The sequence below is a fragment of the Caldisalinibacter kiritimatiensis genome (genome assembly GCF_000387765.1).
Lineage (GTDB): Bacteria > Bacillota > Clostridia > Tissierellales > Caldisalinibacteraceae > Caldisalinibacter > Caldisalinibacter kiritimatiensis.
This window is the reverse complement of record NZ_ARZA01000020.1, coordinates 1-26,721: the sequence shown is the minus strand read 5'-3', so window position 1 is coordinate 26,721 and position 26,721 is coordinate 1. Positions and strand designations below refer to the sequence as shown.

Annotated in this window: 16 protein-coding genes; 14 read left to right on the top strand and 2 right to left on the bottom strand. The window is 32.2% G+C overall.

What is annotated here, in order from left to right:
- Positions 1–236: 236 nt before the first annotated feature.
- The 4 genes from L21TH_RS00705 (at position 237) to L21TH_RS00690 (ending at position 12,466) form a co-directional block, all read left to right on the top strand.
- A complete protein-coding gene (locus tag L21TH_RS00705) occupies positions 237–4,640 on the top strand; it encodes an alpha-amylase family glycosyl hydrolase (RefSeq protein WP_006306242.1) in 4,404 nt (1,467 codons plus the stop codon).
- 148 nt (positions 4,641–4,788) lie between these two features.
- Complete coding sequence (locus tag L21TH_RS00700) at positions 4,789–5,721, top strand: S-layer homology domain-containing protein (RefSeq protein ID WP_006306241.1); 933 nt, start codon at positions 4,789–4,791, stop codon at positions 5,719–5,721.
- Positions 5,722–5,980: 259 nt separating this feature from the next.
- Positions 5,981–10,813, top strand: coding sequence for a S8 family serine peptidase (locus L21TH_RS15005; RefSeq protein ID WP_006306240.1), 4,833 nt, complete (start codon positions 5,981–5,983; stop codon positions 10,811–10,813).
- 237 nt (positions 10,814–11,050) lie between these two features.
- Positions 11,051–12,466, top strand: coding sequence for a S41 family peptidase (locus L21TH_RS00690; protein ID WP_006306239.1), 1,416 nt, complete (start codon positions 11,051–11,053; stop codon positions 12,464–12,466).
- A 63-nt stretch (positions 12,467–12,529) separates the two neighbouring features.
- Here the strand turns inward: L21TH_RS00690 and L21TH_RS00685 are convergent, their stop codons facing one another.
- On the bottom strand, positions 12,530–12,838 hold the full coding sequence (locus tag L21TH_RS00685) for a nucleotidyltransferase domain-containing protein (RefSeq protein WP_006306238.1): 309 nt from the start codon (positions 12,836–12,838) through the stop codon (positions 12,530–12,532).
- On the bottom strand, positions 12,835–13,236 hold the full coding sequence (locus L21TH_RS00680) for a nucleotidyltransferase substrate binding protein (RefSeq protein ID WP_006306237.1): 402 nt from the start codon (positions 13,234–13,236) through the stop codon (positions 12,835–12,837). The genes L21TH_RS00685 and L21TH_RS00680 overlap by 4 nt, the downstream gene beginning before the upstream one ends.
- Before the next feature lie 353 nt (positions 13,237–13,589).
- Here L21TH_RS00680 and L21TH_RS00675 point away from each other — a divergent pair, with 353 nt between their 5' ends.
- From L21TH_RS00675 to L21TH_RS00630, 10 genes are all read left to right on the top strand, one after another.
- A complete protein-coding gene (locus tag L21TH_RS00675; protein ID WP_006306236.1) occupies positions 13,590–15,191 on the top strand; it encodes a CTP synthase in 1,602 nt (533 codons plus the stop codon).
- Positions 15,192–15,626: 435 nt separating this feature from the next.
- Positions 15,627–16,646, top strand: coding sequence for a LacI family DNA-binding transcriptional regulator (locus L21TH_RS00670; RefSeq protein ID WP_006306235.1), 1,020 nt, complete (start codon positions 15,627–15,629; stop codon positions 16,644–16,646).
- Between the two features lie 18 nt (positions 16,647–16,664).
- On the top strand, positions 16,665–17,579 hold the full coding sequence (gene rbsK / locus L21TH_RS00665; RefSeq protein WP_006306232.1) for a ribokinase: 915 nt from the start codon (positions 16,665–16,667) through the stop codon (positions 17,577–17,579).
- 2 nt (positions 17,580–17,581) lie between these two features.
- Positions 17,582–18,001, top strand: coding sequence for a D-ribose pyranase (gene rbsD, locus L21TH_RS00660; RefSeq protein ID WP_006306230.1), 420 nt, complete (start codon positions 17,582–17,584; stop codon positions 17,999–18,001).
- 12 nt (positions 18,002–18,013) lie between these two features.
- The gene (rbsA, locus tag L21TH_RS00655) at positions 18,014–19,510 is read left to right on the top strand and encodes a ribose ABC transporter ATP-binding protein RbsA (RefSeq protein WP_006306229.1); all 1,497 of its coding nucleotides are present in this window, start codon (positions 18,014–18,016) and stop codon (positions 19,508–19,510) included.
- 3 nt (positions 19,511–19,513) lie between these two features.
- Entirely contained in the window at positions 19,514–20,446 is a 933-nt protein-coding gene (gene rbsC, locus L21TH_RS00650; protein WP_006306228.1) for a ribose ABC transporter permease, read from the top strand.
- Between the two features lie 76 nt (positions 20,447–20,522).
- Complete coding sequence (gene rbsB / locus L21TH_RS00645) at positions 20,523–21,437, top strand: ribose ABC transporter substrate-binding protein RbsB (RefSeq protein ID WP_006306227.1); 915 nt, start codon at positions 20,523–20,525, stop codon at positions 21,435–21,437.
- 201 nt (positions 21,438–21,638) lie between these two features.
- Positions 21,639–21,995, top strand: coding sequence for a four helix bundle protein (locus L21TH_RS00640; protein ID WP_006306226.1), 357 nt, complete (start codon positions 21,639–21,641; stop codon positions 21,993–21,995).
- Between the two features lie 352 nt (positions 21,996–22,347).
- Positions 22,348–25,023: an S-layer homology domain-containing protein gene (locus tag L21TH_RS00635; protein ID WP_006306225.1), complete on the top strand. Its 2,676-nt coding sequence runs from the start codon at positions 22,348–22,350 to the stop codon at positions 25,021–25,023.
- 348 nt (positions 25,024–25,371) lie between these two features.
- Positions 25,372–26,565: a TolC family protein gene (locus L21TH_RS00630; protein ID WP_006306219.1), complete on the top strand. Its 1,194-nt coding sequence runs from the start codon at positions 25,372–25,374 to the stop codon at positions 26,563–26,565.
- Positions 26,566–26,721: the final 156 nt, after the last annotated feature.

The window sequence follows — 26,721 nt, the reverse complement described above, 5'->3', positions numbered from 1 at the left end:
CCATTTAAATAAATAAAATGCAGTATTTATGCGAGTTGTAGAGTTCTGCAACGAGCTAAATTCCATTCTTCCAAGGGGGAGATGAGTTCTTAAGAAGTAAATATGGTGACCATAACAGTTATAAGAGTCCAGATGAAATAAATAAATTACGCTGGGAGCTAAAGGATAGATTCAAGCCAGTATTTGACTATTATAAGGGATTACTTAAGTTAAGAAAAGAACATCCAGCCTTTAGAATGACAAGTAAAGAAGATATTTTAGCTAATATTGAGATATTAAAACATGAAGAAAATGTAGTAGCATTTAAGTTAAAGAACTATGCAAATGGTGATACTTGGAGAAATATTGTCGTAATTTACAATCCTAATAAGGAAGCAATAGAATTTACTTTACCAGATGACTCAAATACATGGAATGTGGTAGTTGATGATACAAAAGCAGGTACAGAAACAATAACAACTATAAAAGATAACACAGTAAATGTTCCAGCTGTTTCAATGATGGTATTGTATGACCAAGAGGATGAATATACTCCTGAAGTTACTACGATAGAATTAGATGCAGATGTAATAGGAATTGAAGTTGGAGAATCAAGAACAGTTAAGGCTGTTGTAAAAGACCAGCGAGGTAATCCTATAACTTCTGAAAATATTGAATGGACATCATCAGATGAAAGTGTTGCAGCTGTAAGCAATGGTAAAATTACAGGAGTTTCAGAAGGAACTGCAGTTATTACTGCATCAGTTGGAGATATTAGTGCTCAGTTAACTGTGAATGTAGGAGAATTAATACCAACTGAAATAGATTTAAAAGGTGAAGATTCAGTATTTGCTACTATGTCTATTCAACTAAAGGCCGATGTATATGACCAATATGGTCAAAAAATAGTAAATCCAGAAATAACATGGATTTCTTCTAATCAATCTATAGCAACTGTTGATTCTACAGGAAAAGTAACTGGAATAACTCCTGGAAAGGTTACAATAACAGCACAATCAGGTGATATAACAGCTACAAAGGAAATTACAGTTAAAGAATATGTACAGAGAATAGTAAGATTAAAATATGTAAGACCTGATAATGATTATACAGATTGGAACCTATGGATATGGGGAACAGGAACAGAGGATGTAGACCAAGTAGACTTTGAAGAAATAACAGATGAAGGGGCAATAGCAAATATTAAGGTGGCACCTGGAGTTACACAAATAGGTTTCATAGTAAGAAAGGGTACAGATTGGAGTACTGCTAAACAGGATATTCCAGATGATAGATATATACAACTCCATCCAGACCAAATATTAACAAAGGTAACAGTAACAAGCATGGTTAAGGAAATTCATATAGTTCCATATATTGAAGGACCTGAAGTGAAGGATGGAAATGTGACATTCTTCTATAGAGATGAAGACCTCTATATGAAGGATGAGATGGATACAATAGAAGAAGTAAAGGTTAAAATAGATGGTGTAGAGTATGAAATGGAATATATAGCTGAAGATGAACTATTTAAATATACCCTTGAAAATATCAGTGAAGGGGTACATGAATACACATTCTTAGTTACAAAGGATGGAGAAACCATAGAAATATCTGATCCTAAAAATATCAATGATGAAGGTAAATCTACGATAGTATATGAAGTACTAGAGCTTGATATAGAAGCTAAAGTTGAACCAAGTGCCATTGATTACAATCAAAATGCTATACTTTCACTTAAGATAACAGATGATGGAAAACTAGTTAAACCTAAAGAAATATATGCAGACTTAAGTGAACTAGGTAAAGATAAAGAAGTATTTATTGATCCAGAATTAAAAGAAATATCTATATCAGTAAAAGATACAGTAACAGCAGGATTGAAGACTATACCAATTAAAGCGATTGATGAATACGGAAAAGAGCATTTAGGCGAAGCAAAAGTAGAAGTAAAAACCAGAGTGTATACAGGAAAGCACGACTTTGATTGGGATGAAGCTAGAATTTATTTCTTAATGACAGATAGGTTTAACGATGGAGATACATCAAATAACGACCCATTTGGAATAGGGTATGATACAAGTAAGCCAGGAACTTATCACGGAGGAGATTTTAAAGGAATTACTGAGAAATTAGATTATTTAGAAGAATTAGGTATAAACACTATATGGATTACACCAATAGTTGAAAATATTAAATTTGATACTAATTTCTTAAACCCAGATGTAGACTCATATTATGCATATCATGGCTATTGGGCAAGTAACTTTGAGAAATTAAATCCTCATTTTGGAGACATAGAGGACTTCCATAATCTTATAGATGAAGCTCATAAACGAGGCATAAAAATAATGGTAGACGTAGTAATAAACCATGCTGGATATGGGCTCAAAGAAGATGACCCAGGTATAGGAAAGGGAATACCTTTCTTCCCAACTGATGAGGATAGAGAAAGATTTAAAGGAATGTTCCGTACTGAGCCTGTAAATGGAGACGACATAAAAGGAGAGTTAGCGGGACTTCCTGACTTTAAAACTGAAGACCCTGAAGTAAGAAATAAAATCATCAGCTGGCAAGTGGCATGGGTAGATAAATATGGTAAGACAGAAAAGGGTAATACTATAGACTATTTCCGTGTAGATACTGTAAAACACGTTGATGATACTACATGGATGGCATTTAAAAATGCACTTGCAAAGGTTAAACCAGATTTTAAATTGATTGGTGAAACCTATGGTGCAGGACCAACGGAGACTATGGGGGATTTAGGTAAGGGTAAAATGGATTCCCTATTAGATTTCCATTTTAAATACAGTGCAGTAAACTTTGTAAATGGGCAAATAGACGATGTTGAAAATTATCTTGAAGAGAGAAATCAGCTTATGGACAATACTCAAACCTTTGGTCATTTCTTAGGAAGTCATGATGAACAGGGCTTCTTAGAAAGAATAGACCACAATTTAGACAAATTGAAGATAGCTTCATCACTACAAATGACAGCTAAAGGACAGCCAGTTATATATTATGGTGAAGAACTAGGTCTTTCTGGAACTGCACAGTGGCCAGACTACGACAATAGATATGATATGGCTTGGGATAAAGTACAGAATAACGAAGTCTTTGAGCATTATAAGAAGATAGTAAATGCTAGAAAGAAATACTCTAAAATCATATCTAAAGGTAGTCGTACTAAGCTAGATGGTGGAGACAGTGAAGGATATCTTGTATTTGAAAGAACATATAATGGAGAAAGTGTATTAGTTGCATTAAATGTAACTGATGAAGCTAAAGAAATAACAGTTAAAGCACCATTCACTCAAGGAAGTAAGTTAATAGATGAATACAGTAACTTGAAATACAAAGTAAATGAAGATAATACTCTAACCTTTACATTACCTTCAATGAAAGATGGAGGTACAGTAATACTTGCAGCTTACGAGGATAGAACAAACATCCGTAGAACAGACGATGACGATAACGATAAAGACATAACAGAAACAGACCAAGGTAAAGCTACTGTAACTGAAGATGAGGATGGAAATATAATTGTATCATTAGAAGTAGATACTGATAAGGTAGAAGACCAAATAGAAGATGAAGACAGTGATAAAGTAGAAATTAATGCAAATGTAGAAGAAGATGCAAATGAAGTAACAGTATCTATGGATAGTGAGTTGATTTCTAAAGTTAATGAAAGTGGTAAAAAACTTGCCATAAATATAGGTGAAGCGGTTGTAGAAATAGACCCAGACTCATTTGATATTGAAGAAGGAGCAAAGGTTAACCTTAAAGTAGGCAAAATTAATGAAACTGAAGCAGAAGAGCTTGTTTCTAAGGTAGAGTCAGAAGAATATAATCACGCTTCAGATATATTAGATTTAGAACTTAACTTTGTAAAAGATGACGAAGAAACTAAAGTAGAGTTTAAAAAGCCAGTAACAGTAACAATTAATTATGACAAATCAAAGGTTACAGATAAGAGAAAATTAGGTGTTTACTACTACAATGAAGAAACTGAAAAATGGGAATACGTAGGTGGTAAAGCAGATGCAGAAGGAAAAATAATATTTACAGTAGACCACTTCAGTAAATATACTGCAATGGAATATAATAAGACCTTTGCAGACATAGATATCCCTTGGGCTAAAGATGCAATAGAGGTACTAGCATCAAGACATGTAATAGATGGAGTAGACAACATAAACTATGCACCAAATGATAATATATCAAGGGCAGCATTTGCCAAATTAATAGTGAAGGCACTAAACTTAAAAGCAGGTGAAAATGTAGTAACATTTACAGATGTAGAAGAGGGACTATGGTATACAGAACCAGTGAACACAGCAGCAAGCCTAGGAATAGTAACAGGATATGAAGGTAAATTCAATCCAAATGGAGAAATAACAAGGGAAGCAATGGCAACAATGATAGTAAGGGCATTAAAACACGTAGCACCAGAAGGAGATTATACATTAATTGAAACTGCATTTGAAGACAATGAACAAGTAGCAGATTGGGCTAAAGAAGCAGTAGGTATAGCATATAATAAAGGCATAGTAAATGGAGTAAGTGAAACAATATTTGCACCAAAGGCTAATGCAACAAGAGCTCATGCAGCAGTAATGATTTACAGACTGCTAGAAACATTAAACTTATTATAGACCTAATCTAAATAGCGGCGAATTATTCGCCGCTATTTTTTTGCTTAAACTAAGAGTTAAGAACCAAGAACTGAAATCCATTTGTAATAAAAAAGAAATATTACTTTTTTATACTAATGATATAATAATGGTAAAAGGAGGTAATTTTATGGCAAAAAAAGTATTTTTGATTACATTGATTACTCTAATCCTTGTTACCAGCGTTTCATTTGCCGATATAAACGATGGTCTAGATAACCATTGGGCTAAGGACTTAGTAGATGAAACTTTTGTAAGCAACTATTTAAATCATTTACTTAATCAAGATAATGGAAATTTTGACCCTGATAAAGAAATTACAAAAGGAAATTTTACTCTAGCATTATTTAACTTAATTAAGGAATATGATTCATCACTTAAAGAAAATGACTCGCAAGATATAAACTATATTACATTTTTAAAGGAAAATTTAATTATTGAAGAAGAATTTGCTTCCAAAGAGACATTACTTAGAAAGGACGCAGTAAAAATTATTATGAAAGCGTTAGAAAAGTATACTCAATTAACAAATGAACAATTAGATGCTCCATATAAAGATTTAGAAGGACTATCTAATGAATATATTTCATACATTCTAAAAGCAAATAAACTAGGAATTATTAAAGGATATTTAGATAATACCTTCCGTCCTAATAAATCAGTAAGTCAAGTTGAATCAATTATTATTTTACAAAGAGTAAAGGGAGAGTTAGATATGAACAGTGGTTCAATACCATTTAAAGTAGTTAGCAATGATAAATCATATAGTGTTAAAAAAGAATCTGTTAATGTGGAAGAAAAACAGGATAAAGTTATAGTAAAAATAACAAAAGAGTTCCCTACATCAGGATATACTATGGACATTAGTAAGATTAGTAAGGTTTCAGATGAAAAATATAATATACATTTAAAAATAAATAAACCAAAGTCCGGTATGATGACATTACAAGTGATAACCTATAAGACTATAACCATAGAGATAGATAAGAAATATCTAGAAGATGGTGAACTTAATTTTACAATAGTATCAGATTCCAGTTTCTTTAAGAAAACCTCAAAATAAATTAGATAATATGATAAAAAATATGCCTGGTTGATAGGCATATTTTTTTATAAAACAAATATCTATATTCTATGGGACAAAACTTAGTCTATAGGTCGAATAAAGTCGAACGAAAATTCAGAAAAATTAAAGGAATGTAATATTTTCCTGTAGAAGTACTAAAAGATAGTCAATTAGTCCTAATATTGTGTAAAGGAGGTGAACTTATTTAAAAATATTTTTAATTAGTAAAAACTTATAAAAGGGGGATGAATTAAAGTTGAAAGGTAAAAGATTTCTATCTATTTTTCTTACGCTGCTTTTAGTATTAGGAACATTTAGTAGCGTTTTTGCAGCTCCAAACAAAATTTTACCAGGAACTAAGACATTTAAGACACCAGACGTAATTGAAGGCAATAAGTTAGAACAAGACCCAAGAGCTGAAAACTTGGAAGACGAAGAAGAAGTAAGAATTATCGTAGAATTAAATGAAGATCCAATCATAAAATATGCAACAGATAGAGGAGTAAAGGTAAGTGAATTAAGTTCAACAACTAGAGAGCAAGTAGCTGATGAATTATTAACTATTCAAAGAACAGTTAAAGAAAATATTTCTAACAGCAATATAGATATTGTTTATCATAATAGTTTTGTAAATGTATTTAATGGTTTTAGTGGAACAACAACTTTTGGTGATGCTAAAAGAATAGAAAAATTACCTAGTGTAAATAGAGTATATATTGCAAATGAATATCAAAGACCTGAACCAGATATGAATACTAGCTTAGATATAGTGAAAGCTAGAGAAACATGGTCAGAGTTAGGCTATGATGGGGAAGGTATGGTAGTAGCGGTTTTAGATACAGGTATAGACCCATCTCATAAAGATATGGTATTATCTAACCGAAATAAAGCTAGATTAGATAGGACTATTGTAGATGCATTAATAGTATCAAATAGCTTACCAGGTAAATGGTTTACAGAAAAAGTTCCATATGGTTATAACTATATGGATAACAATCAAGAAATACTAGACATTGGACCAGATGCATCAATGCATGGTATGCACGTAGCAGGAACAGTTGGGGCAAATGGAGATCCTGATAATGGTGGAATAAAAGGTGTTGCTCCTGAAGCACAATTACTTGCTATGAAAGTATTTGGTAATGACCCAGGTATGCCATCTACTTTTGGAGATATTATTATAAGAGCTATTGATGATTCAGTAGCATTAGGTGCAGACGTTATTAATATGAGCTTAGGTTCAACCTCTGCATTTGTTATGCCTGATGACCCAGAACAACAGGCTGTGACTAGAGCAGTGGAAAATGGTGTATTTGTGTCAATTTCAGCAGGTAATTCAAACCATATAGGAGATGGTTGGGATAATCCACTAGCTCAAAATCCAGATATAGGTGTTGTTGGTTCACCAGGGCTTACACCTGAGTCTTTACAAGTTGCATCTGTTGAGAATACTCATATTAAAGCAGAAGCTTTTGAGTATATTGATGAAAATGATGAATCACACCTAGTTGGATATATAGCAGCAGGTTCTTATGACCCAGTTGAAGTATTTAGTGGACCAGTAGAATATGTATACTGTGGTTTAGGTGGAATACCTGAAAATTATGAAGATGAAGGTTTAAAACCACAGGATGATTTTGAAGGAGTAGATCTAGAAGGTAAAATTGCTTTAATTAAACGTGGTTCCTTTGCATTTGTTGATAAAATAATGAATGCTCAGAATCATGGTGCAATAGGGGTTATAGTATTTAATCACGAAACAGGTGGAGAATCACTTATTAATATGATGTATCCTGAAGATGGATTAATTCCTGCAGTGTTTATAGGACATTCAGATGGATCAGCTTTATTGGATTTAGTTGACACCGGAAATAACTTTATTGAATTTAATGGAGAACAAACTACAGTATTAAATCCTAATTCAGGTAAAATGTCTGAATTTACTTCTTGGGGAACAACTCCTAACTTAGATTTCAAACCAGAGATTACTGCTCCAGGAGGTAATATTTATTCAACCCTTAATAATAATAAATATGGTATCATGAGTGGTACTTCAATGGCAGCTCCTCATGTATCTGGTGGAGCAGCATTGGCACTGCAAATGGTACAAGATAAATTCCCGCACTTAAGTGGTAGAGATAAAGTTGAAATGGCAAAAAATATTCTTATGAGTACAGCTAATCCATTACCAGATAAGGGATTATATAATGATTACTTTGGTTTAGGAAACTATAACTTTACATCGCCAAGAAGACATGGTGCTGGTGTGATGAATCTTTATGCTGCAACTACTACTCCTGCTGTAGTAGTAGATAAAGATACTGGTTTAAGTAAAGTAAACTTAGAAGAAATAGATGATTATACAACATTTACACTTACTGTAGATAACTTTAGTAATCAAACAGTTACTTATGCAGTTTATGGTACAGTACAAACTGATTTAGTAATTGATGGTGTAAATCAACTTGAGACTCAAGGTGTATATAAAGCTGACACTATAGCACCAGATGGACCAAATGGTTTCTGGTCTGGAGAATTCCCAATTACATTTGAATTAGATGGGACAGTTATAGACAATGTATATAACTTAGTAGAAGTACCAGCAGGTGAAACTGTAGACTTTGATGTAACTATAGATTTAACAGATACTGCTGATTGGTTCTATAATGCACCATTAGAAGAGATTTTCCCTAATGGGACATTCATAGAAGGATTTGTAAGATTAGTTGATGTAAATGATGAAACACCTGAACTTAGCATCCCATATATAGGATTCTATGGAGAATGGGACGAAGTTCCTGTAATAGATGAATCAGTATATAGTGATAAAATTTCTTTCTATGGAATTACATGTATGGTTGATGGAGAAGGATATTTCCTTGGTCAGAAGCCTAATGAAGAGTTTGATGATTCTAAGATAGCATTTTCACCAAATAATGATGGTTGGTTTGACAGTGCAAATGCAGTATTGTCATTCTTGAGAAATGCTAGAGAAGTAGACGTAAACATTTTAGATGCAGATGGAAATAAGATAAGAGATTTATATTATGAAGAATATGTAAGAAAGAATTATTATGATGGTGGTAGCGGAACATTCTACAACTGGAAACCTGAATACGAATGGGACGGTAAAGTTAACAACGAAGTAGTACCAGATGGAGAGTATATCTATGAGGTAAGAACTAAAGTTGATTATGAAAATGCAGACTGGCAAACTTTAAAATTCCCTGTTATTGTAGATACTGTAGCTCCAGTTATTGAAAGTGTAGATTATTCAGAGGAAAATAATACTATTACTGTAACTGCTACAGATACAGGTTCCACTATAAGAGAATATTACTTAATGGAGAATGGTGAAATTTTTGCTACATCAGATAATGGAGTATTTGATTTAGCCAATGATAATTCTCCACATGTATTTACTGTAATTGTAGCTGACTATGCTGGAAATGAAACGGTACACAATGAACAATTAGTTTTTAATGTTAATGATGATACAATTCCATATATAATGTTAGAAAGTCCAGAAGCTTTTGGAACATATAATGTAAATGAAATATTAGTAAAGGGTTATGTTGTAGAGAGTACTGGTATAAAAGAGTTAAGAATTAATGATCAGATAGTAGATACTGTATATAATAATGAAACTGGTAATTTTGAATTTGAAACAACACTAGTATTAGAAGATGGAATGAATATAATAGATGTAACTGGCATCGATTTAGCAGATAATGAAATAAATTTTGAGCGTAAGATATTTGTAGACACAACAGCTCCAGTTATAAGCATTACTAATAAACCAAGCTCAGTAGTAAATAAAAATGTGGAAAGTATAAACATATCAGCTAATATTACAGATAACCTTCCTGACTTATTAGTTAAAGTTAATGGAAATGTATTAGCAAACATCCAACAAGACTGGTCATATTTTGAAGATTTACCACCAGCTGAGTTTGTAATAGACAATTATAATATAGATCTTGAGTTTGGAAATAATGAAATAGTTATAGAAGCTCAAGATGCTGCTGGAAACAAAACTGTAAAAGAATATAATGTTGTAAGGAAAGAAAAATCAAGTAGTAGTTCGGGCTCAAGTTCAAGTAAATCAAGCTCAAGGAGTTCAAGAGAAACAGATGAAAATGTAGTTGAAGACACAATAACGACAAAAGGTGGAGAAATAAGTAGTTCTGACAATGATGTACAATTAAAATTTGAAGCTGAAACATTTGATGAAAATGTAGACATAACTGTAACTTTACTAGAAGATAATGAAGATATTGAGCCAAAGAAAACTAGTAATATAGTAAGAATTACAGACATTTATGAGTTTGATTCAGAAAGTGAAGAATTTAATAAGCCAGTGAAAGTTGAATTCAAGTATGACGAAGACAAATTAGAAGATATTGATGAAGAATTATTAGGAGTTTATACATTTAATGAAGAAACTAATCAATGGGAATACGTAGGAGGTAAAGTAGATAAAGAAAACAATAAAGTAATAGCTGAGCTTAATCACTTCAGTAAATATACAGTGATGGCATCAACTAGAACATTCGATGACATGGTTAATCATTGGGCTGAGCATGAAGTAAAAGTTGCAGCTGCTAGAGGCATAATTGATGGAGTAGACGGTATTAATTATGCACCTGAAAGAAACATGACCAGAGCGGAATTTGTAAAGGTTCTTGTATGTACGTTAGGACTAGAAGAAAAACCTTACTCAGAAACATTTACTGATACTAACGAAGCGTGGTTTACAGGTTATATAGAAGCAGCAGTTGATGCTGGGTTAATTTCTACAGAGAAGACAGAATTTAGACCTAATGAAGCAATAACTAGGGAAGAAATGGCTACAATGGTTACAGCAGCTCTAGAATATAAAGCACCTGATAAAGCAGTAGGTACAGAATTAACATTTGAAGATAAAGATGAAATATCAGAAGAAGCTCTTGAAGCAGTTGCAATTGCTTATAACAATGGAATAATCAAAGGTATGACTGAAACAACATTTGCACCAAAGGCTAATGCAACTAGAGCTCATGCAGCAGTAATGATTTACAGAATGTTAGAAACATTAGATTTATTATAGAATCTAACGTATCAAATAGCGGCGAATTATTCGCCGCTATTTTTTTATAACATAAAAGCTAGACATAAAGCTACTAACAACTAATTAATAGACTTTTCAAGAAAGTATATTTACTGTACATCTCATGTTCAAGTTATATATTTTCTCAAAACCTAAAACTTAAGAGCTAAATAAAGTTTACTAAAAGGATATTTACTTTATATGTAGAATGTATATATACAGAAAGGAGATGGCAAAATGACAAATAAAATAAAAAATCTAGTATCGTCTATAATTATATTGTCTTTAATTTTAACTATGCCTATAAGCTTTGCTTTTGCAGAAGGTACAGAAGAAGGAGAAAGTACTAGGCTACAACAAGATTTTGAATATTTAGGGAAAATAATTGAGTTTGTAGAAACTATATATGTTGATGATGTAACTGAAGAAGAGCTTATAGAAGGAGCAATGGATGGTATATTTTCAAAGTTAGATGATTATAGTGAATATTATAATCCTGAAGAATTTAATAATTTAAAGGAAGAAGTATCTGGAGATTTTGGTGGTATAGGTATACATATAACAAATAAAAATGGATACATTACTGTTATTACACCTATAGAAGGGACACCAGGATTTAGGGCTGGTATAAAATCTGGAGACAAAATAGTGTCTGTAGACGATAAAGATGTTACAGGAGCTACAATAAATGAGGCAGTAAATTTAATGAGGGGAGAACCAGGTACTGAAGTTAAAATAGGTATTATCAGAGAAGGTGTTGAAGAAGTATTATACTTTGATATAGTTAGGGAGATAATTAATGTAAACCCTATAAGCTATGAAATACTAGACAATAATATTGGATATATAAAAATAACACGATTTAATAGTAATACATTTGAAAATATAACAGAAGCCCTTAATAAATTCGATAATGAGAATATAGAAAAAATAATAATTGACTTGAGAAACAATCCAGGAGGATTTTTAGATGAAGTAGTAGAAGTATTAAGATTGTTTGTACCAGAGGGTCCAATAGTACATATTAAAAATTATGACGATACTGTTGAAACCCATAAATCTACTTTAAAAGACCCTAAATATGAACTTGCTGTATTGGTAAATGAAGGAAGTGCTAGTGCTTCAGAAATATTTGCTGGTGCTATTAAGGATACTGAAGTAGGTACAATAATAGGAACTACAACTTATGGAAAAGGAAATGTTCAAGCGATATACAACTTATTAAATGGTGGAGGTATAAAAATAACTATAGCAGAGTACTTTACTCCAAATAACAATAAAGTTAATGGAGTAGGTATTGAGCCTGATATAGTTGTTGAAAATACAGAAGCTGAACCTAAACTACAACCAGACTTAATTTCATATCTTAATAAAAATAGAAAGCCTGATTTAAATGCAGTTGGACTTGATGTTTTAGCTGCAGAAAAGATACTTAGCATATTAGGATATAATATTAACAAACCAGATGGAGTTTTAGATAAAGTTACCTTTAACGCTATAAAGAAATTCCAAATAGATAATGAACTATATAGTTATGGTATATTAGATTTTACAACACAGGATGCTTTACTTAAATCAGCACAAAAGTATACAAAACCAGAAAATGTAGATAAGCAATTAGAAAAAGCAATAGAAGTGCTTACTGGAGAATAAAGTTAGTAGCAAGTGGTTAGTGGTTAGTAGCTTCGTTGTTGAGGGACGCCCTCGTCCCTCAACTTATTTACTTATATAAAATATTTTTCCATATGTATCTATATGTCTTTTTAACCCTTCATGCTTCAATGATTCATAATGAACTACATCAACATAATATGGGATTGGCAGCTTTTCATTTAACATAACACTTAACTCATTTACTATTTCAGGTTTTATTTCTGAACCATAAATTACTAAATCAATATCTGAACCCCTTTTATAATTCCCCATAGCACGACTACCAAAAACAGCTGCACTTTCAATTTCACCCCATTCAGATAATGCGCTAACGATTAAATCAAAACTTTTTTCAGATATACCTAAATTCATATTCTTTCACCTAAATCCTTATATACTTGGGAGATAGCTTTGTAATAACTTACCTTTATATTTGTAACCGCTAGTTTGAAACGTTCTTCATTATAAGTATTGGCCATTAAATTTCTCTTTTCAAGCATATCCATCCATACATCACCATCTTCAATTAAGCCATAATGAAATGCAGCTTTAATAACCTCTCTTGGAAAGCTTACTGAAACTTCTTGAGCTTCTAAATAATCCTTTAACGTTTTCCAAGCTAATTCAAAAGTATATTCGAACCTTTGTATAAGTCCTTCTTTTTCAAGTACACTAAGATTATCAAAATCTTCGATAGCTAAACTTAATTGATTATACGCTTTTGTAAAATTTTCATATCTTTGTTTCCAACGTACATCTTTTTCATTCATCTAACATCTACCCCTTTAAACTTAAGCTTACTAACAGCGATGAACTCAATTGTTACCAATATTCTCCTAAGAGCTTAGAGCTAGGAACTAAACAAAATTTACTAACTATTAACAACTAACCACTAACTAAAAAGTGGCTTTAGCTGTTTTTCTATAATTATATCACATTAATATAACCTTTATTACTTATAAAAGAAACTTAAGCCCTCAAATTTACACCTAAACCACAAATATCTATAAATATTGACATATTTCATTACTTAGGATAAAATACTATAGTTATGTATTAATATGATTACGGAAATAAATATCGGTATAATTTATTGAATTTTCAAAGGAGGTTTTGATTCATTATGCCTACCAAGTATATTTTTATAACTGGCGGTGTGGTTTCTTCACTTGGTAAAGGGATAACGGCTGCATCCCTTGGACAGCTTCTTAAGGCAAGAGGACTTAAAGTAACTATTCAAAAGTTTGACCCATATATAAATGTTGACCCGGGAACTATGAGTCCATATCAACACGGAGAGGTTTTCGTAACAGACGATGGAGCAGAAACAGACCTTGATTTAGGTCACTATGAGAGATTTATTGATATCAACTTAAGTAAAAACAGTAATGTAACTACAGGTAAGATTTACTGGTCTGTTATTAATAAGGAAAGAAAAGGTGCATACTTAGGTGGTACAGTACAGGTTATACCACATATTACTAACGAAATAAAGGATAGAGTGTTTAGAGTAGCAAAAGAAAAAGAAGTAGACGTAGTAATAACAGAAATAGGTGGAACAGTAGGGGATATAGAAAGTTTACCATTCTTAGAAGCTATTAGACAGATAAAATATGATGTAGGTAAAGAAAATGTTATGTATCTCCATGTTACATTAGTACCTTATCTTACAAAGGCTGGAGAATTAAAAACTAAACCTACTCAGCATAGTGTAAAAGAGCTTAGAAGTATTGGTATACAACCAGATTTAGTAGTTTGTAGAGCAGAGCATCCATTAAATAAGGAACTTAAGGAAAAAATAGCTCTTTTCTGTGATTTAGACTATTCTGATGTAGTTCAAAACTTAGATGCAGACACACTTTACGAAGTTCCATTACTTCTTGAAGATGAAGGACTTCCACAAAAGGTAATGAATCACCTTAAGCTTAAGTGTAATGACCCAGACCTTACAGAGTGGAAGGAAATAGTAGATAAGCTTAAAAATCCAAAGGGTAAAGTAAAAATAGCTCTTGTAGGTAAATATGTAGAATTAAAGGATGCATATATATCTGTAGCTGAAGCATTAAGACATGCAGGCATAGCTAATGAAGTAGATATAGATATAGATTGGGTACATTCAGAGAAATTAAATGAAAGTAACTGTGAGGAATTATTAAAAGAAGCAGATGGTATACTTGTTCCAGGAGGTTTTGGTGACAGAGGTATAGAAGGAAAAATATGTGCTATAAAATACGCAAGAGAGAATAAGATACCTTTCCTAGGAATATGTTTAGGTATGCAGTTAGCAGTAGTAGAGTTTGCTAAAAATGTATTAGGACTAGAAGGAGCACATAGTTCAGAGCTTGACCCTAAAACAGAATACCCAGTAATAGACCTTATGCCAGAACAAATGGATATAGAAGAAATGGGTGGAACTATGAGACTAGGACTATATCCTTGTAAAATAGCAGAAGGTACTAAAGCTAAAGAAGCATATGATGAAGAATTGATATATGAAAGACATAGACATAGATACGAATTTAATAACGAATTCAGAGATAGATTAATAGAAAAAGGTTTAGTAGTAAGTGGTATATCACCAGATGAAAGATTAGTAGAGATTGTAGAGCTTAAAGAGCATCCTTGGTTTGTTGCATCACAATTTCATCCAGAATTCAAATCTAGACCAACTCGTAGTCATCCATTGTTTAGAGATTTTGTTAAGGCGGCGAAAGGGAATAGTTAGCTACTGGCTCTTAGCTCTTAGCTGTTAGCAAAGACATATAGAGTAAAATAGAGATAAAGGCTGTTCGCCATTGGCAAAAAATAAATAAAGATTTGAAATAAAAAGGTATTTCTTCAGTAAATGGAGAAATACCTTTTATTTTATTAAGTAGGAAATTATAAATAGATTAAAATTGTGGATAAAATATAATTTTAAAACTACTAACTACTAACTACTAACAACGAACTACTAACTGACAAATCGACGAAGTAGACTTTGTTCCTAAATTATTTAAGCTAACAGCTGATAGATAATGGCCCAAAATGGGGCTTTACTAGCTTTTTTTTAAAAATCACAAAAAATATATTGAAATTCTGAAAATTCAATGCTATAATTTAGGTAAACGTTTTACTAAAGCGTTTCAGTAAAACGCTTTAGTAACTAGGAGGAAAACATATGAAGGTAACTATTAAGGATATTGCTAAACATGCAGGGGTTTCGATGACTACTGTATCAAAAATAATAAATAATAAGGACCAGGATATAAGTCAAGCTACTAGAGACAAAGTGTTGAAGATAATGAAGGAATATAATTATGTACCTAACACTATAGCTAGAAGTTTAGTCACTAAAAAAACCAAAACCATTGGATTAGTTATTCCTGATATAAGAAACCCTTTTTTCCCTGAGTTAGCAAGGGGAGCGGAAGATAAGGCTAACGAAGAAGGATACAATATAATATTTTGCAACACAGATGATGACGTATCCAAAGAAGAAAAATACATATCGATGCTAGCTGAAAAAATGGTAGATGGTATCATTTTTACAGCATCTTCAAAACGTACTTCAGGGTTTGATATATTAAGCAAAAAATCAATACCAATAATTCTAGTAGATAGAGATATAGATTTCGTAGGTGTTAAAGGAAAAATTATAGTTGATAATTTTCAAGGAGCATATGAAGGTGTAATACATTTACTAGAATGTGGCTACAAAAAAATAGCATTTATATCAGGGCCCTTATCAAGTAATACTTCTATTTGTAGATTAGATGGCTATAAAAAAGCACTAAAATCCTATGAAATAGATTTTAAAGAAGAATGTATTTTAGAAGGTGACTATAAAAGTGAGTGGGGATATAAAGCTGTTAACACATTATTAAGTAAAGGAATTGAATTTGATGGTATATTTTGTGGAAATGACTTAATAGCTATTGGAGCAATTAAGGCATTAAAAGAAAATAATATAGTAGTTCCTAAAGAGGTAGGAGTAGTTGGGTTTGATGATATATACATAGCAAATTTAGTTGAGCCACAACTTACATCAGTAAAACAGCCAAACTATGAAATGGGATATAAAGCAGTAGAAATGCTTATAGACATTATAGATAATAAAAAGGATAAAGTAGAGGATTTAGTTTTATCTACTGAGTTAATAAAAAGAAATTCAACTATAGAAAACGTTAACCTAAAATAGGAATGGGTGGTGAGATACATGAGTGATATTACAGTTATAGGTAGCTTAAATATGGACTTAGTTGCTACTGTCAAAAATATGCCTAAAGTGGGTGAAACTTTAATAGGTAAAGAACTTAAACAGATACCAGGAGGAAAAGGTGCAAACCAAGCTGTAGCAGCTGCAAGACTAGGAGCCAAAGTTAGCATGATAGGCAAAGTAGGGGATGATGGCTTTGGAAAAAACCTTATGGATTCAATGAATAGCGACGGTATAGATACTAAATACATAAAAAGGGAAGAAAATACTTCTACAGGTGTAGCACTTATTACAGTAAATGATGAGGGAGATAACTCTATTGTAGTTATACCAGGAGCTAACTTCAAAGTTACAAAAGAAGATATTGATAAAGCAACCGAAGCTATAGAGGGTTCTAAAATAGTATTGCTACAATTAGAGATACCGATAGATGTAGTAAAATATTCTCTTAAAAAAGCTAAAACTTTAGGGAAATATACAATATTAAATCCAGCACCAGCACAAAATTTAGATGATGAAATCATAGAAAATGTAGATTTATTGATACCAAATGAAACAGAATTAGAAATATTAAGTGGCATCGAAATAAAACAAGAAGAAGATATACTTAATGCATCAAGAAAATTAATAAAAAAAGGTGTAAAGGAACTTATAGTTACAATGGGTGGAAAAGGATGTCTTTATATAAACAAAGATATAGTAAAAAAATATAAGGCCCATAAAGTCCAAGTTGTTGATACAACAGCTGCAGGAGATAGCTTTACAGCAGCCGTTTCTGTTCAATTATCAAAGAAAGAAAGTATAGACAAAGCAATTGAGTTTGCAATGAAAGTAGGAGCTCTTACAGTGACTAAAGAAGGAGCTCAAAGTTCTCTACCTTATTTAAAAGACGTACTAGATTTTAAGGGGGAATAAAGATGAAAAAAGGAATATTATTAAACTCACGAATATCTCACGTAATATCCAAAATGGGACATACTGATATGCTGACTATATGTGACAGTGGACTTCCAATTCCAGAAGAAACAGAGAGAATAGATTTAGCTTTGACTAAAGGCATACCTTCCTTTTTAGATACATTAAATGTAGTACTTGAGGAATTGAAAATTGAGGAAGTGATTATAGTGAAGGAAATGAAAGAGGTAAGTCCTCATATGTATGATGAAGTAATGAAAGTTCTTAGAAGAATAGAAGAAAAGGATAATATGCAAATAAAAGTGGTAGAGGTAGACCACGAGGAGTTTAAAACAGTAACTAAGGAATCTAAGTGTATTGTAAGAACAGGAGAACATACACCTTATGCAAATATAATCCTAAAGTCAGGTGTTGTTTTTTAGGGGGTATATTTAATGAAAGATATTGTTTTAGAAATGAAAAACATTACTAAAGAATTCCCAGGAGTAAAGGCTTTAGACAATGTAAATCTTAGAGTTTATAAAGGTAATGTAATGGCTTTATTAGGAGAAAACGGAGCAGGTAAATCTACATTAATGAAGATATTAAGTGGTGTATATAAAAAAGACGTAGGAAAAATTATCTATGAAGGAAAAGAGGTAGAATTTAAAACACCTAAAGAATCTCAAGAAAAGGGAATTTCTATAATTCATCAGGAGCTAAATCTTATTCCTGAACTTACAATAGGAGAAAATATATTCTTAGGTAGAGAGCCTTTAACTTCTTTTAGAAAAATAGATTGGGACAAGTTATACAAAGATTCAAAGGAGCTTTTGAATAGATTAGGAGTCGATGAAGATCCTAGAAAACCTGTTTCAGAGCTAAGTATAGGACAACAACAAATGGTTGAGATAGCAAAAGCTTTATCTCTAAATGCAAAGATAATAATTATGGATGAACCTACTGATGCATTAACAGATAAAGAAACAGAAAGTTTATTTAAAGTAATTAACGAGTTGAAAAATGAAGGTAGAAGTATTATATATATATCCCATAGATTAAATGAAATATTTGAAATATGTGACGACGTAACTGTTCTAAGGGATGGAGAATTTATTGGAGAAAACTCAATAAATGAATTAAATGAAGATAAGATTATAGAGATGATGGTAGGTAGAAAGCTAACAGAACAGTTCCCAAGAGTTGATGTAGAAAAAGGTGATGTAGTATTAAAGGTAAAGGAACTTTCAAATGATTATGTAAAAAATATAAACTTTACCTTAAGAAGAGGAGAAATATTAGGTATATCAGGACTTATGGGAGCAGGAAGAACAGAGCTTGCCAAGACTATATTTGGGGCATTGAAAAAAGAATCAGGAGAAATATATTTAGAAGGTAAAGAAATAAATATAAACTCTCCAAAAGATGCGTTAAAAGAGGGAATAGCATATGTATCAGAGGATAGAAAATCTGAAGGGCTTATATTAGGACTTTCAGTAGCTGAAAATATGAGTATTTCTTCATTAAAACAATTAACTGGTTTTTTAGGAAAAATAGATAGAAATAAAGAAAAAAAAGAAGTTGAAGGATATGTAGATAAGATATCAATAAAAACACCAAGTATAGAGCAGAAAATTAAAAACCTAAGTGGAGGGAATCAACAAAAAGTAGCCATAGCTAAATCTCTTATGACTAGTCCTAAAGTATTGATTCTTGATGAACCTACAAGGGGAGTAGACGTAGGAGCAAAAAAAGAAATATATGATATCATAAATAAATTTAAAAAAGAGGGAATGAGTATTATTATGATTTCCTCTGAAATACAAGAGATATTAGGCATGAGTGATAGGATATTAGTAATGCATGATGGTGAGATAACAGGAGAATTAGATATAGATAATGCATCGCAAGAGACTATTATGAAACATGCAGTAGGTATAAAGGGGGCTTAACATATGAATAAAGAATTCCTTAATAAATACAAATCTGTAATTGGACTTGTAGGATTTTCAATAATTATCTCAATATTAAATCCTAGATTTTTAACATTATCAAATATTTTGAACGTATTGAGACAAACATCTATTAATTCAATAATAGCAGCAGGTATGACCTTTGTAATATTAACAGGAGGTATAGACCTTTCTGTAGGTTCTGTATTAGCTTTCTCCGGAGCTATATGTGCCAGTTTAATAGCTTCAGGAGTAAATGTGATTATAGCCATACTTATTGCTCTAATTGTGGGAATGGCTATCGGAGCATTAAGTGGAACTATAATAAGTAAAGGAAAGATTCAACCCTTTATAGCAACCCTTGCATTTATGACAATAGTAAGGGGAGCAGCACTAGTATTTACCGATGGAAGGCCTATATCTATCGGGTATGACAAAGCAGCAGAAATATTCTCAAATATAGGAGCAGGGTATTTCCTTGGCATACCTGTACCTATATATATAATGATAATTGTATTTGCTATATCATATTACATCTTAAAGCATACTAGATTAGGTAGATACGTATATGCTATAGGTGGCAACGAAGAATCTTCAAAATTATCAGGTATCAATACTGATAGGGTAAAAGTATATGTATACGCTATAAGTGGTTTATTTGCAGCAATTGCCGGTATTATCATGACTTCAAGACTTTCATCAGCTCAGCCTACAGCTGGTACAGGATATGAACTTGACGCTATTGCAGCGGTAGTTTTAGGCGGGACAAGCTTAACAGGTGGTGTTGGAAGTGTACTAGGAACAATAATAGGTGCACTTATCATAGGAGTATTAAACAATGCTTTAAACCTTATGAATGTATCGTCTTATTATCAAATGATGGTAAAAGGAGCAGTAATACTTATGGCTGTATTACTTGATAGAAAACAGAAATAATTAGTTACATCCTTGAGGGAGTTGATTCCTCAAGAAAAAATATAGAACTGTAAAAAATAAAGGGGAGGTTTTAATAATGAAAAAGTTATTGTCGATATTACTTATTGGAGTATTACTTATTGGAGCGTTTACAGGATGTTCAAGTCAACAAAACGAATCTTCAAATGAAGAAGGTAAGGCTAAGATAGGTCTAGTAATTTCAACGCTAAATAATCCATTCTTTGTATCTTTAAAGGATGGAGCTGAAGCAAAGGCAGAAGAGTTAGGATACGATTTAATAGTTTTAGACTCGCAAAACGACCCATCAAAGGAAATTTCTAATGTAGAGGATTTAATAGTGAAAAAGGTTTCAGTAATATTAATCAATCCAACTGACTCAGACGCAGTGGTAAATGCAGTAAAAGCTGCAAATAAAGCTAATATACCTGTTATTACACTAGACAGAGGTTCAAATGGTGGAGAAGTTGTAACTCATATCGCTTCTGACAACGTAGCAGGAGGTAAAATGGCAGGAGAATATATTATAGAACAACTTGGTGGTAAAGGTAAAGTTGTTGAGCTAGAAGGTATACCAGGAACTTCTGCTGCTAGAGACAGAGGAAAAGGATTCAATGAAGCTGTTAATAACAGTGACCTTGAAATAGTAGCAAGACAACCAGCTGATTTTGATAGAACTAAGGGACTAACAGTAATGGAAAATATATTACAAGCTCAACCTGAAATAGATGCTGTATTTGCTCATAATGATGAAATGGCTTTAGGAGCATTACAAGCGATTAAAGGGACAGGTAGAGATATTATGGTTGTAGGTTTTGATGCAACAGATGATGCTGTTAAAGCAGTAAAGGATGGAGAAATGGGTGCTACAGTTGCACAACAACCTGATAAGATAGGTTCATTAGGAATAGAAGCAGCAGATAAGGTTATAAACGGAGAAGAAGTTGATGAATTTATTCCTGTTGATTTAAAATTAGTCACTAATGAGAAGTAATTGTGGAGGAAAAGTAGCTATTAGCTCTCAGCTCTTAGCTGTTAGCAAAGACATATAAAACAACAATAGAGATGAAGGCCATTCGCTCTTCGCTTTTCGCCATTTGCAAAAATAAAGATTAAGAAATAAAAAGGTATTTCTTCAGTAAACAAAGAAATACCTTTTTATAGTATAAAATTTTTATAAATTGTGGGTGATAAATTGGCTGACTATAAAAATCTAAAAGTGTGGCAAGGTGCACATAAACTAACTCTAGCTATATACAAGACTACTAGTAAGTTTCCACATGAAGAAAGATTTGCATTAACTTCACAATTACGAAGAGCAGCATCGTCTATACTAACTAATATAGCAGAAGGAAGTGGTCAATTAACTGATAGTAATTATGCTAGATATCTTGCTATTGCTAGAGGTTCTGTTTTAGAAGTAAGTTATTTATTGATTTTAAGTAAAGACTTAGGTTATATATCAATAAAAGATTACAATAAGCTAGAGCAACTTAATACTGAAGTTACTAAAATGTTACATAAATTCATTAACAAACTAAGAAGCAATTGAAAAGTTTTTAAAAGCTAAAAGCTAATAGCTAGTAGCCAATAGCTATGTTGTGTCAACAACATGAAATCAAACTGTAACACAACTGTAATAGTATTTATTACAAAATTAGTATATAATTAATAGTGTAGTTAAAGGGGTTACCCAACTAATATTACAGTTTCATTACAAACTGACTTGTCTCATTGACTCACAAGTGAGACGATGCTATAATTAGGTATAGAATGCAGGAATTTTCATTAATCCTGCTTCTAGAAATAATTGTTAGACTGGTTTGGGGGTTACAGTCTGACTACATATTTCAACTCCTAAAAAATTATAAAAAAACAAAAATTAAAGGAGGAGGACTTTGACAATGAGAAAGATTTTATCACTAGTACTTGTACTTACTTTAGTACTAGGAAGCTTCAGTTTCGCATTTGCAGCTCAAGACGATGTATCAGGACATGAAAATGAAGCTGCAATTAGAAGATTAATGGAGCTTGGCCTAGTAGAAGGTGATTCACGTGGTATCAGACCAGATGATACAATTACAAGAGCAGAATTTGCAACAATGGTGGTTAGAGTATTAGGCAAGGAAGACATTGCTAAATTTACTACTGGAGCTACAAACTTTGCAGATGTTCCTGCAGGACACTGGGCTTCAGGTTACATTAACGTTGCTAGCACAATAGGGCTAGTAAATGGTTATGGAGATGGAAACTTCGGTCCAGAAGATGAAATTACTTATGAACAAGCTTTAACGATTGTAGTAAGAGCCTTAGGGTACAATCAAGAAGCTGTAGAAAAAGGTGGATATCCAGTAGGTTACTTAGTAGTAGCTGACGACTTAGACTTAGATATCAAAGCAGAAGGAACTGCTGGAGTACCAACTACAAGAGCTACTGTATTCCAAATGTTAGATAATGCATTAACAGTAGACATGATGGTACAAGATGGATTTGGTGAAGATAAAACTTATAAAGTAGAAGAGGGCAAAACTTTATTAGGGGAATTAGGATATGACAAACTTACTGCAAGAGTAGTTGACATCAATACTTCTGATTTAGAAATCACATTAGAAGATGAAGGTGATTTTGAAGTACCAGAAGGATTTGAATTTGAAAAAGCTTATGGATTAGAATTAACTGTATGGGTTGATGGTGACGAAGTAGTAGTTTGTGAAATCAATGATGAACCTATGTTTGATGCAGTTACAGGGGCAGAAGATGAAATTACACTTGTATCTGCTGATGAAGATTATGCTGTAGTTGAAGATGCTACTTTAATTTTGGATGGAGAAGAAGTTAAAGCAGAAAACTTTAATGCTGATTACGCTAAAGTAGTTCTTAATGACGAAGATGAAGTAATTTGGGCTCAAGGATTTACTTTTGATGATACTTTCGTAGTAGAAGAAGTTGAAGATGGAATTATCTACAGCTATAACAGTGATGAATTAGACAGCGAAGATTATGTAATAGTTAAAGATGGTACTGAAATAGTTGCAGAAGACATTGAAGAAGGAGACATCTTATTCTACAACAAAGACGAAGGTTATATCGTAGTTTACAATGAAAGTGAAAATGGAGAAATAACAAGAGTATATGACAATGCTGTTAAGTTTGAAGGCGAAGTATATGATTATGCACTTACAAACTATGATATGAAATATCTAGATGGTACAACATTAGGTAAAGCGGATAAAAACGTTCTTGATGCAATGATGGATGAAGATGAAAACGTAACAGTTTACTTTGACTTTGCTGGAGACATAGTATTAGTTGAAGGAGATCAAGGTGAATCTGATACAACTTCATTCTATGCAGTAGTTGAGAGCACTACATCTCCTTATCCTGATAGAGGAACTACTAAGTATACATTTGATATTCTAAATGAAGAAGGCGATGTTGTTAAGTATGATTTAACTGAAACATTTGCTGATGAATATGATGGAGATGGCACTAATGGAGTAACTACTTGGACAACTGATATAGTAACAGGAGCAGTTGTTGAAGTAACTGTTGATGAAGATGGAGATATTACTGAAGTTGCATTAGTAGGTTCATCAACTACATTATCAGGTGAAGACCTAGAAATAGATGCAACTTATGCTGAGGGTTATAGATTACAAGATGATGCTGTTGTATTCTGGGATGAAGATAACGACGATGCAGTAGCAGACTGGACAGTTATGACTTGGTTAGAAGCTGAAGATGAATTCAGCAAAGTTTTAGATGGCGGTGCTGAAATTTATCCAGGAAGTAATGGCAGAGTTGCAGTAATGGTAGTTACAGATACAGATGTAGATAGTGATACTACTGACTATACTGGATTAGTAACAAATGTAAGAGAATTAAATACAGGAGATACATGGGAAGTTACTATCGAAGTAAATGGCGAAGAATATGAATACTTAACAGATGGTACGCTTAAAGCTTCAGGTATAACTGGTATCTCAGATATGGATGACTTAGAGGATAAGGTTGTTACAGTTACAGTTGGTAACGAATCAGAAGAAATTTCAGCAGCTGTTATTGAAACTGGTACTACTCCTGCATTAGTTACAGACATTGATACTGCTGATGATGAAATAACTGTTAGTGGTTCTGTATACGAGTTAGTAGAAAATGCAGTTATCTACGATGCTACTGACAATTATGCTGAGTTATCATTAAGAGACTTAGAAGTTAATGATAAGGTTAGTGTATATTTTGTAAATAATGATACAACAAGATTCGTTGAGTATGTAATTAGAACAGATTTAGCTCCAACAACTGGTGGAGGAAATGACACAACTGTAATAGAAACTAATTATGTAATTGATTCAACATCTACATTTAAAGTAGACCTAGCTGATGGATTAACTGAATCTGATTATATAATCGTATTTGCTGAGAAAGATGGAACTGTAGCTGCTACAATTTCAACTTTCACAGATGCAACATCAATTTCAGTACCAAGTGGTTTAACTACTAATACAGAATATACAATCAAAGTTATGAAAGTAAGCGATGGTACTGTTGAAGCATCAGTAGATGTATTATATCAGTAATGTAAAAGCAAAAAGAGCTGAGGTTTTCCTCAGCTCTTTTTAGGCTCTTTGTCAATAGTTGGGGTGGGTATTCTTTAGAATGCCTGCCTTTTTCCTATTTGTAGACAATTTTATTATATGCCCTAACAATAGCATAAAATAGCTGAATATGAGCACAACAAAAATACCTAAAGGACATTTAGGTTTAAACAACATATTCTTTTCAACTATTAACTAACAGTAACGAAGAAGAATTTTTATATTATTACAATATAATTAAGTATGCAATTATTCATTGACTTCATAAGGGTTATGATATAATATAATACTATACCGACCAGTCAGTCGATGAATAAGGAGGTATTATTAATGAAAAGAATTTTTACTTTTTTACTTATATGTACAATGTTTTTATCTTTAGTAGCTTCAAGCTATGCAGTAGATAATAATCAGCAAGAAAATGAGCTAATTATAGAAAATACAGAAGAGTTAATTGAAGTCATTGAACTTTCTTTAAAGGATGCTATTAACTATGCATTAGAGCATAATAAGGATTTGACCATACAAGATTTAAATATAAAAAAGGCAGAAGTATCTTATGAAAATAATATTAGAATTGTTAAAAATTATAATAGGAACAAGGATTTAATTGATTCTTTACCTACCCCAGCAGATGAGTTAGTACAACAAAAACTTTTAGAACTTGGAGCAACAGAGCGTTCTTTAGATTTAAGTTTAAATATAGCAAAATGGAATAAGCAAATAAAAGAGAACGAAATCAAATATAATGTTGAAAAAGCATATTATGACTTATTATTAGCAGAAGAACAAATGGAAATAGCTAAAGAGAGTTTAGAATTAGCACAAGACCAGTATGAAAAGGGTAAAACCATGTATGAGGTTGGTACTATATCAAGTCAACAGCTATTAGAAATGGAATTAGCAGTATCTCAAGCACAATCAGGATATGATGCAGCTGAGATGGGATATGAAATGCAGAAAATGAGCTTTAACAATACATTAGGACTTCCTTTAGACCAAAAAGTTGTTCTTACCGATGAAATCGAGTACAAGGAACATGAGGAAATAAATTTAGAAAAATCAATTAAAGAAGCTTTAGAAAATAATGGTTCTTTAAAGGTAGCAAAAGAAAACTATGAATTAGCCCAATTAACATTAGAAGCAACAAAGGCTAGATATCCTGAAATTACATACAAATATAGGGAACAAGAAATATTAGTTGAACAGGCAGCTAAGAGCTTAGATATGGCTAAAAATGGCGTTGAAATGGGAGTTAGAAGTGCATACTTACAGTTAATAACAGCAGAAAAACAGATAAAAACATATGAAAAAACTGTAGAAAAAGCACAGAGAGCTTTAGAATTAGCTGAAATAAGCTTTGAACTTGGGCAAAGTACATCAACAGAGGTTTCACAGGCTAGACTACAGTTAATGGATGCTAAAAATAATTTAGCTAAGCAAATTCATGCATATAACATGGCATTATTAGATTTCCACTATAGTACAGGATTAGGTAAAACTCAAATATCGACTGGATATTAACAAAAAATCCTAGCCGACTTGGTTAGGGTTTTTTGTTATTTAAGAAAGTATATTTACTGTATAGATTGTAATTAAGTTGAATATAAGTTTTAAAATCAGAGAGAATATTTGTAAAATTATTATCGAAAAGCGAAAGGCGAACAGCGAATAGCCTAA

What these genes read in the sequence shown, in the direction of transcription:
- L21TH_RS00705 (WP_006306242.1), top strand. Translation starts at nt 237, where the DNA reads ATGACAAGTAAAGAAGATATTTTAGCTAATATTGAGATATTAAAACAT.
- L21TH_RS00700 (WP_006306241.1), top strand. Translation starts at nt 4,789, where the DNA reads ATGGCAAAAAAAGTATTTTTGATTACATTGATTACTCTAATCCTTGTT.
- L21TH_RS00690 (WP_006306239.1), top strand. Translation starts at nt 11,051, where the DNA reads ATGACAAATAAAATAAAAAATCTAGTATCGTCTATAATTATATTGTCT.
- L21TH_RS00685 (WP_006306238.1), bottom strand. Translation starts at nt 12,838, where the DNA reads ATGAATTTAGGTATATCTGAAAAAAGTTTTGATTTAATCGTTAGCGCA.
- L21TH_RS00680 (WP_006306237.1), bottom strand. Translation starts at nt 13,236, where the DNA reads ATGAATGAAAAAGATGTACGTTGGAAACAAAGATATGAAAATTTTACA.
- L21TH_RS00675 (WP_006306236.1), top strand. Translation starts at nt 13,590, where the DNA reads ATGCCTACCAAGTATATTTTTATAACTGGCGGTGTGGTTTCTTCACTT.
- L21TH_RS00670 (WP_006306235.1), top strand. Translation starts at nt 15,627, where the DNA reads ATGAAGGTAACTATTAAGGATATTGCTAAACATGCAGGGGTTTCGATG.
- rbsK (WP_006306232.1), top strand. Translation starts at nt 16,665, where the DNA reads ATGAGTGATATTACAGTTATAGGTAGCTTAAATATGGACTTAGTTGCT.
- rbsD (WP_006306230.1), top strand. Translation starts at nt 17,582, where the DNA reads ATGAAAAAAGGAATATTATTAAACTCACGAATATCTCACGTAATATCC.
- rbsA (WP_006306229.1), top strand. Translation starts at nt 18,014, where the DNA reads ATGAAAGATATTGTTTTAGAAATGAAAAACATTACTAAAGAATTCCCA.
- rbsC (WP_006306228.1), top strand. Translation starts at nt 19,514, where the DNA reads ATGAATAAAGAATTCCTTAATAAATACAAATCTGTAATTGGACTTGTA.
- rbsB (WP_006306227.1), top strand. Translation starts at nt 20,523, where the DNA reads ATGAAAAAGTTATTGTCGATATTACTTATTGGAGTATTACTTATTGGA.
- L21TH_RS00635 (WP_006306225.1), top strand. Translation starts at nt 22,348, where the DNA reads ATGAGAAAGATTTTATCACTAGTACTTGTACTTACTTTAGTACTAGGA.
- L21TH_RS00630 (WP_006306219.1), top strand. Translation starts at nt 25,372, where the DNA reads ATGAAAAGAATTTTTACTTTTTTACTTATATGTACAATGTTTTTATCT.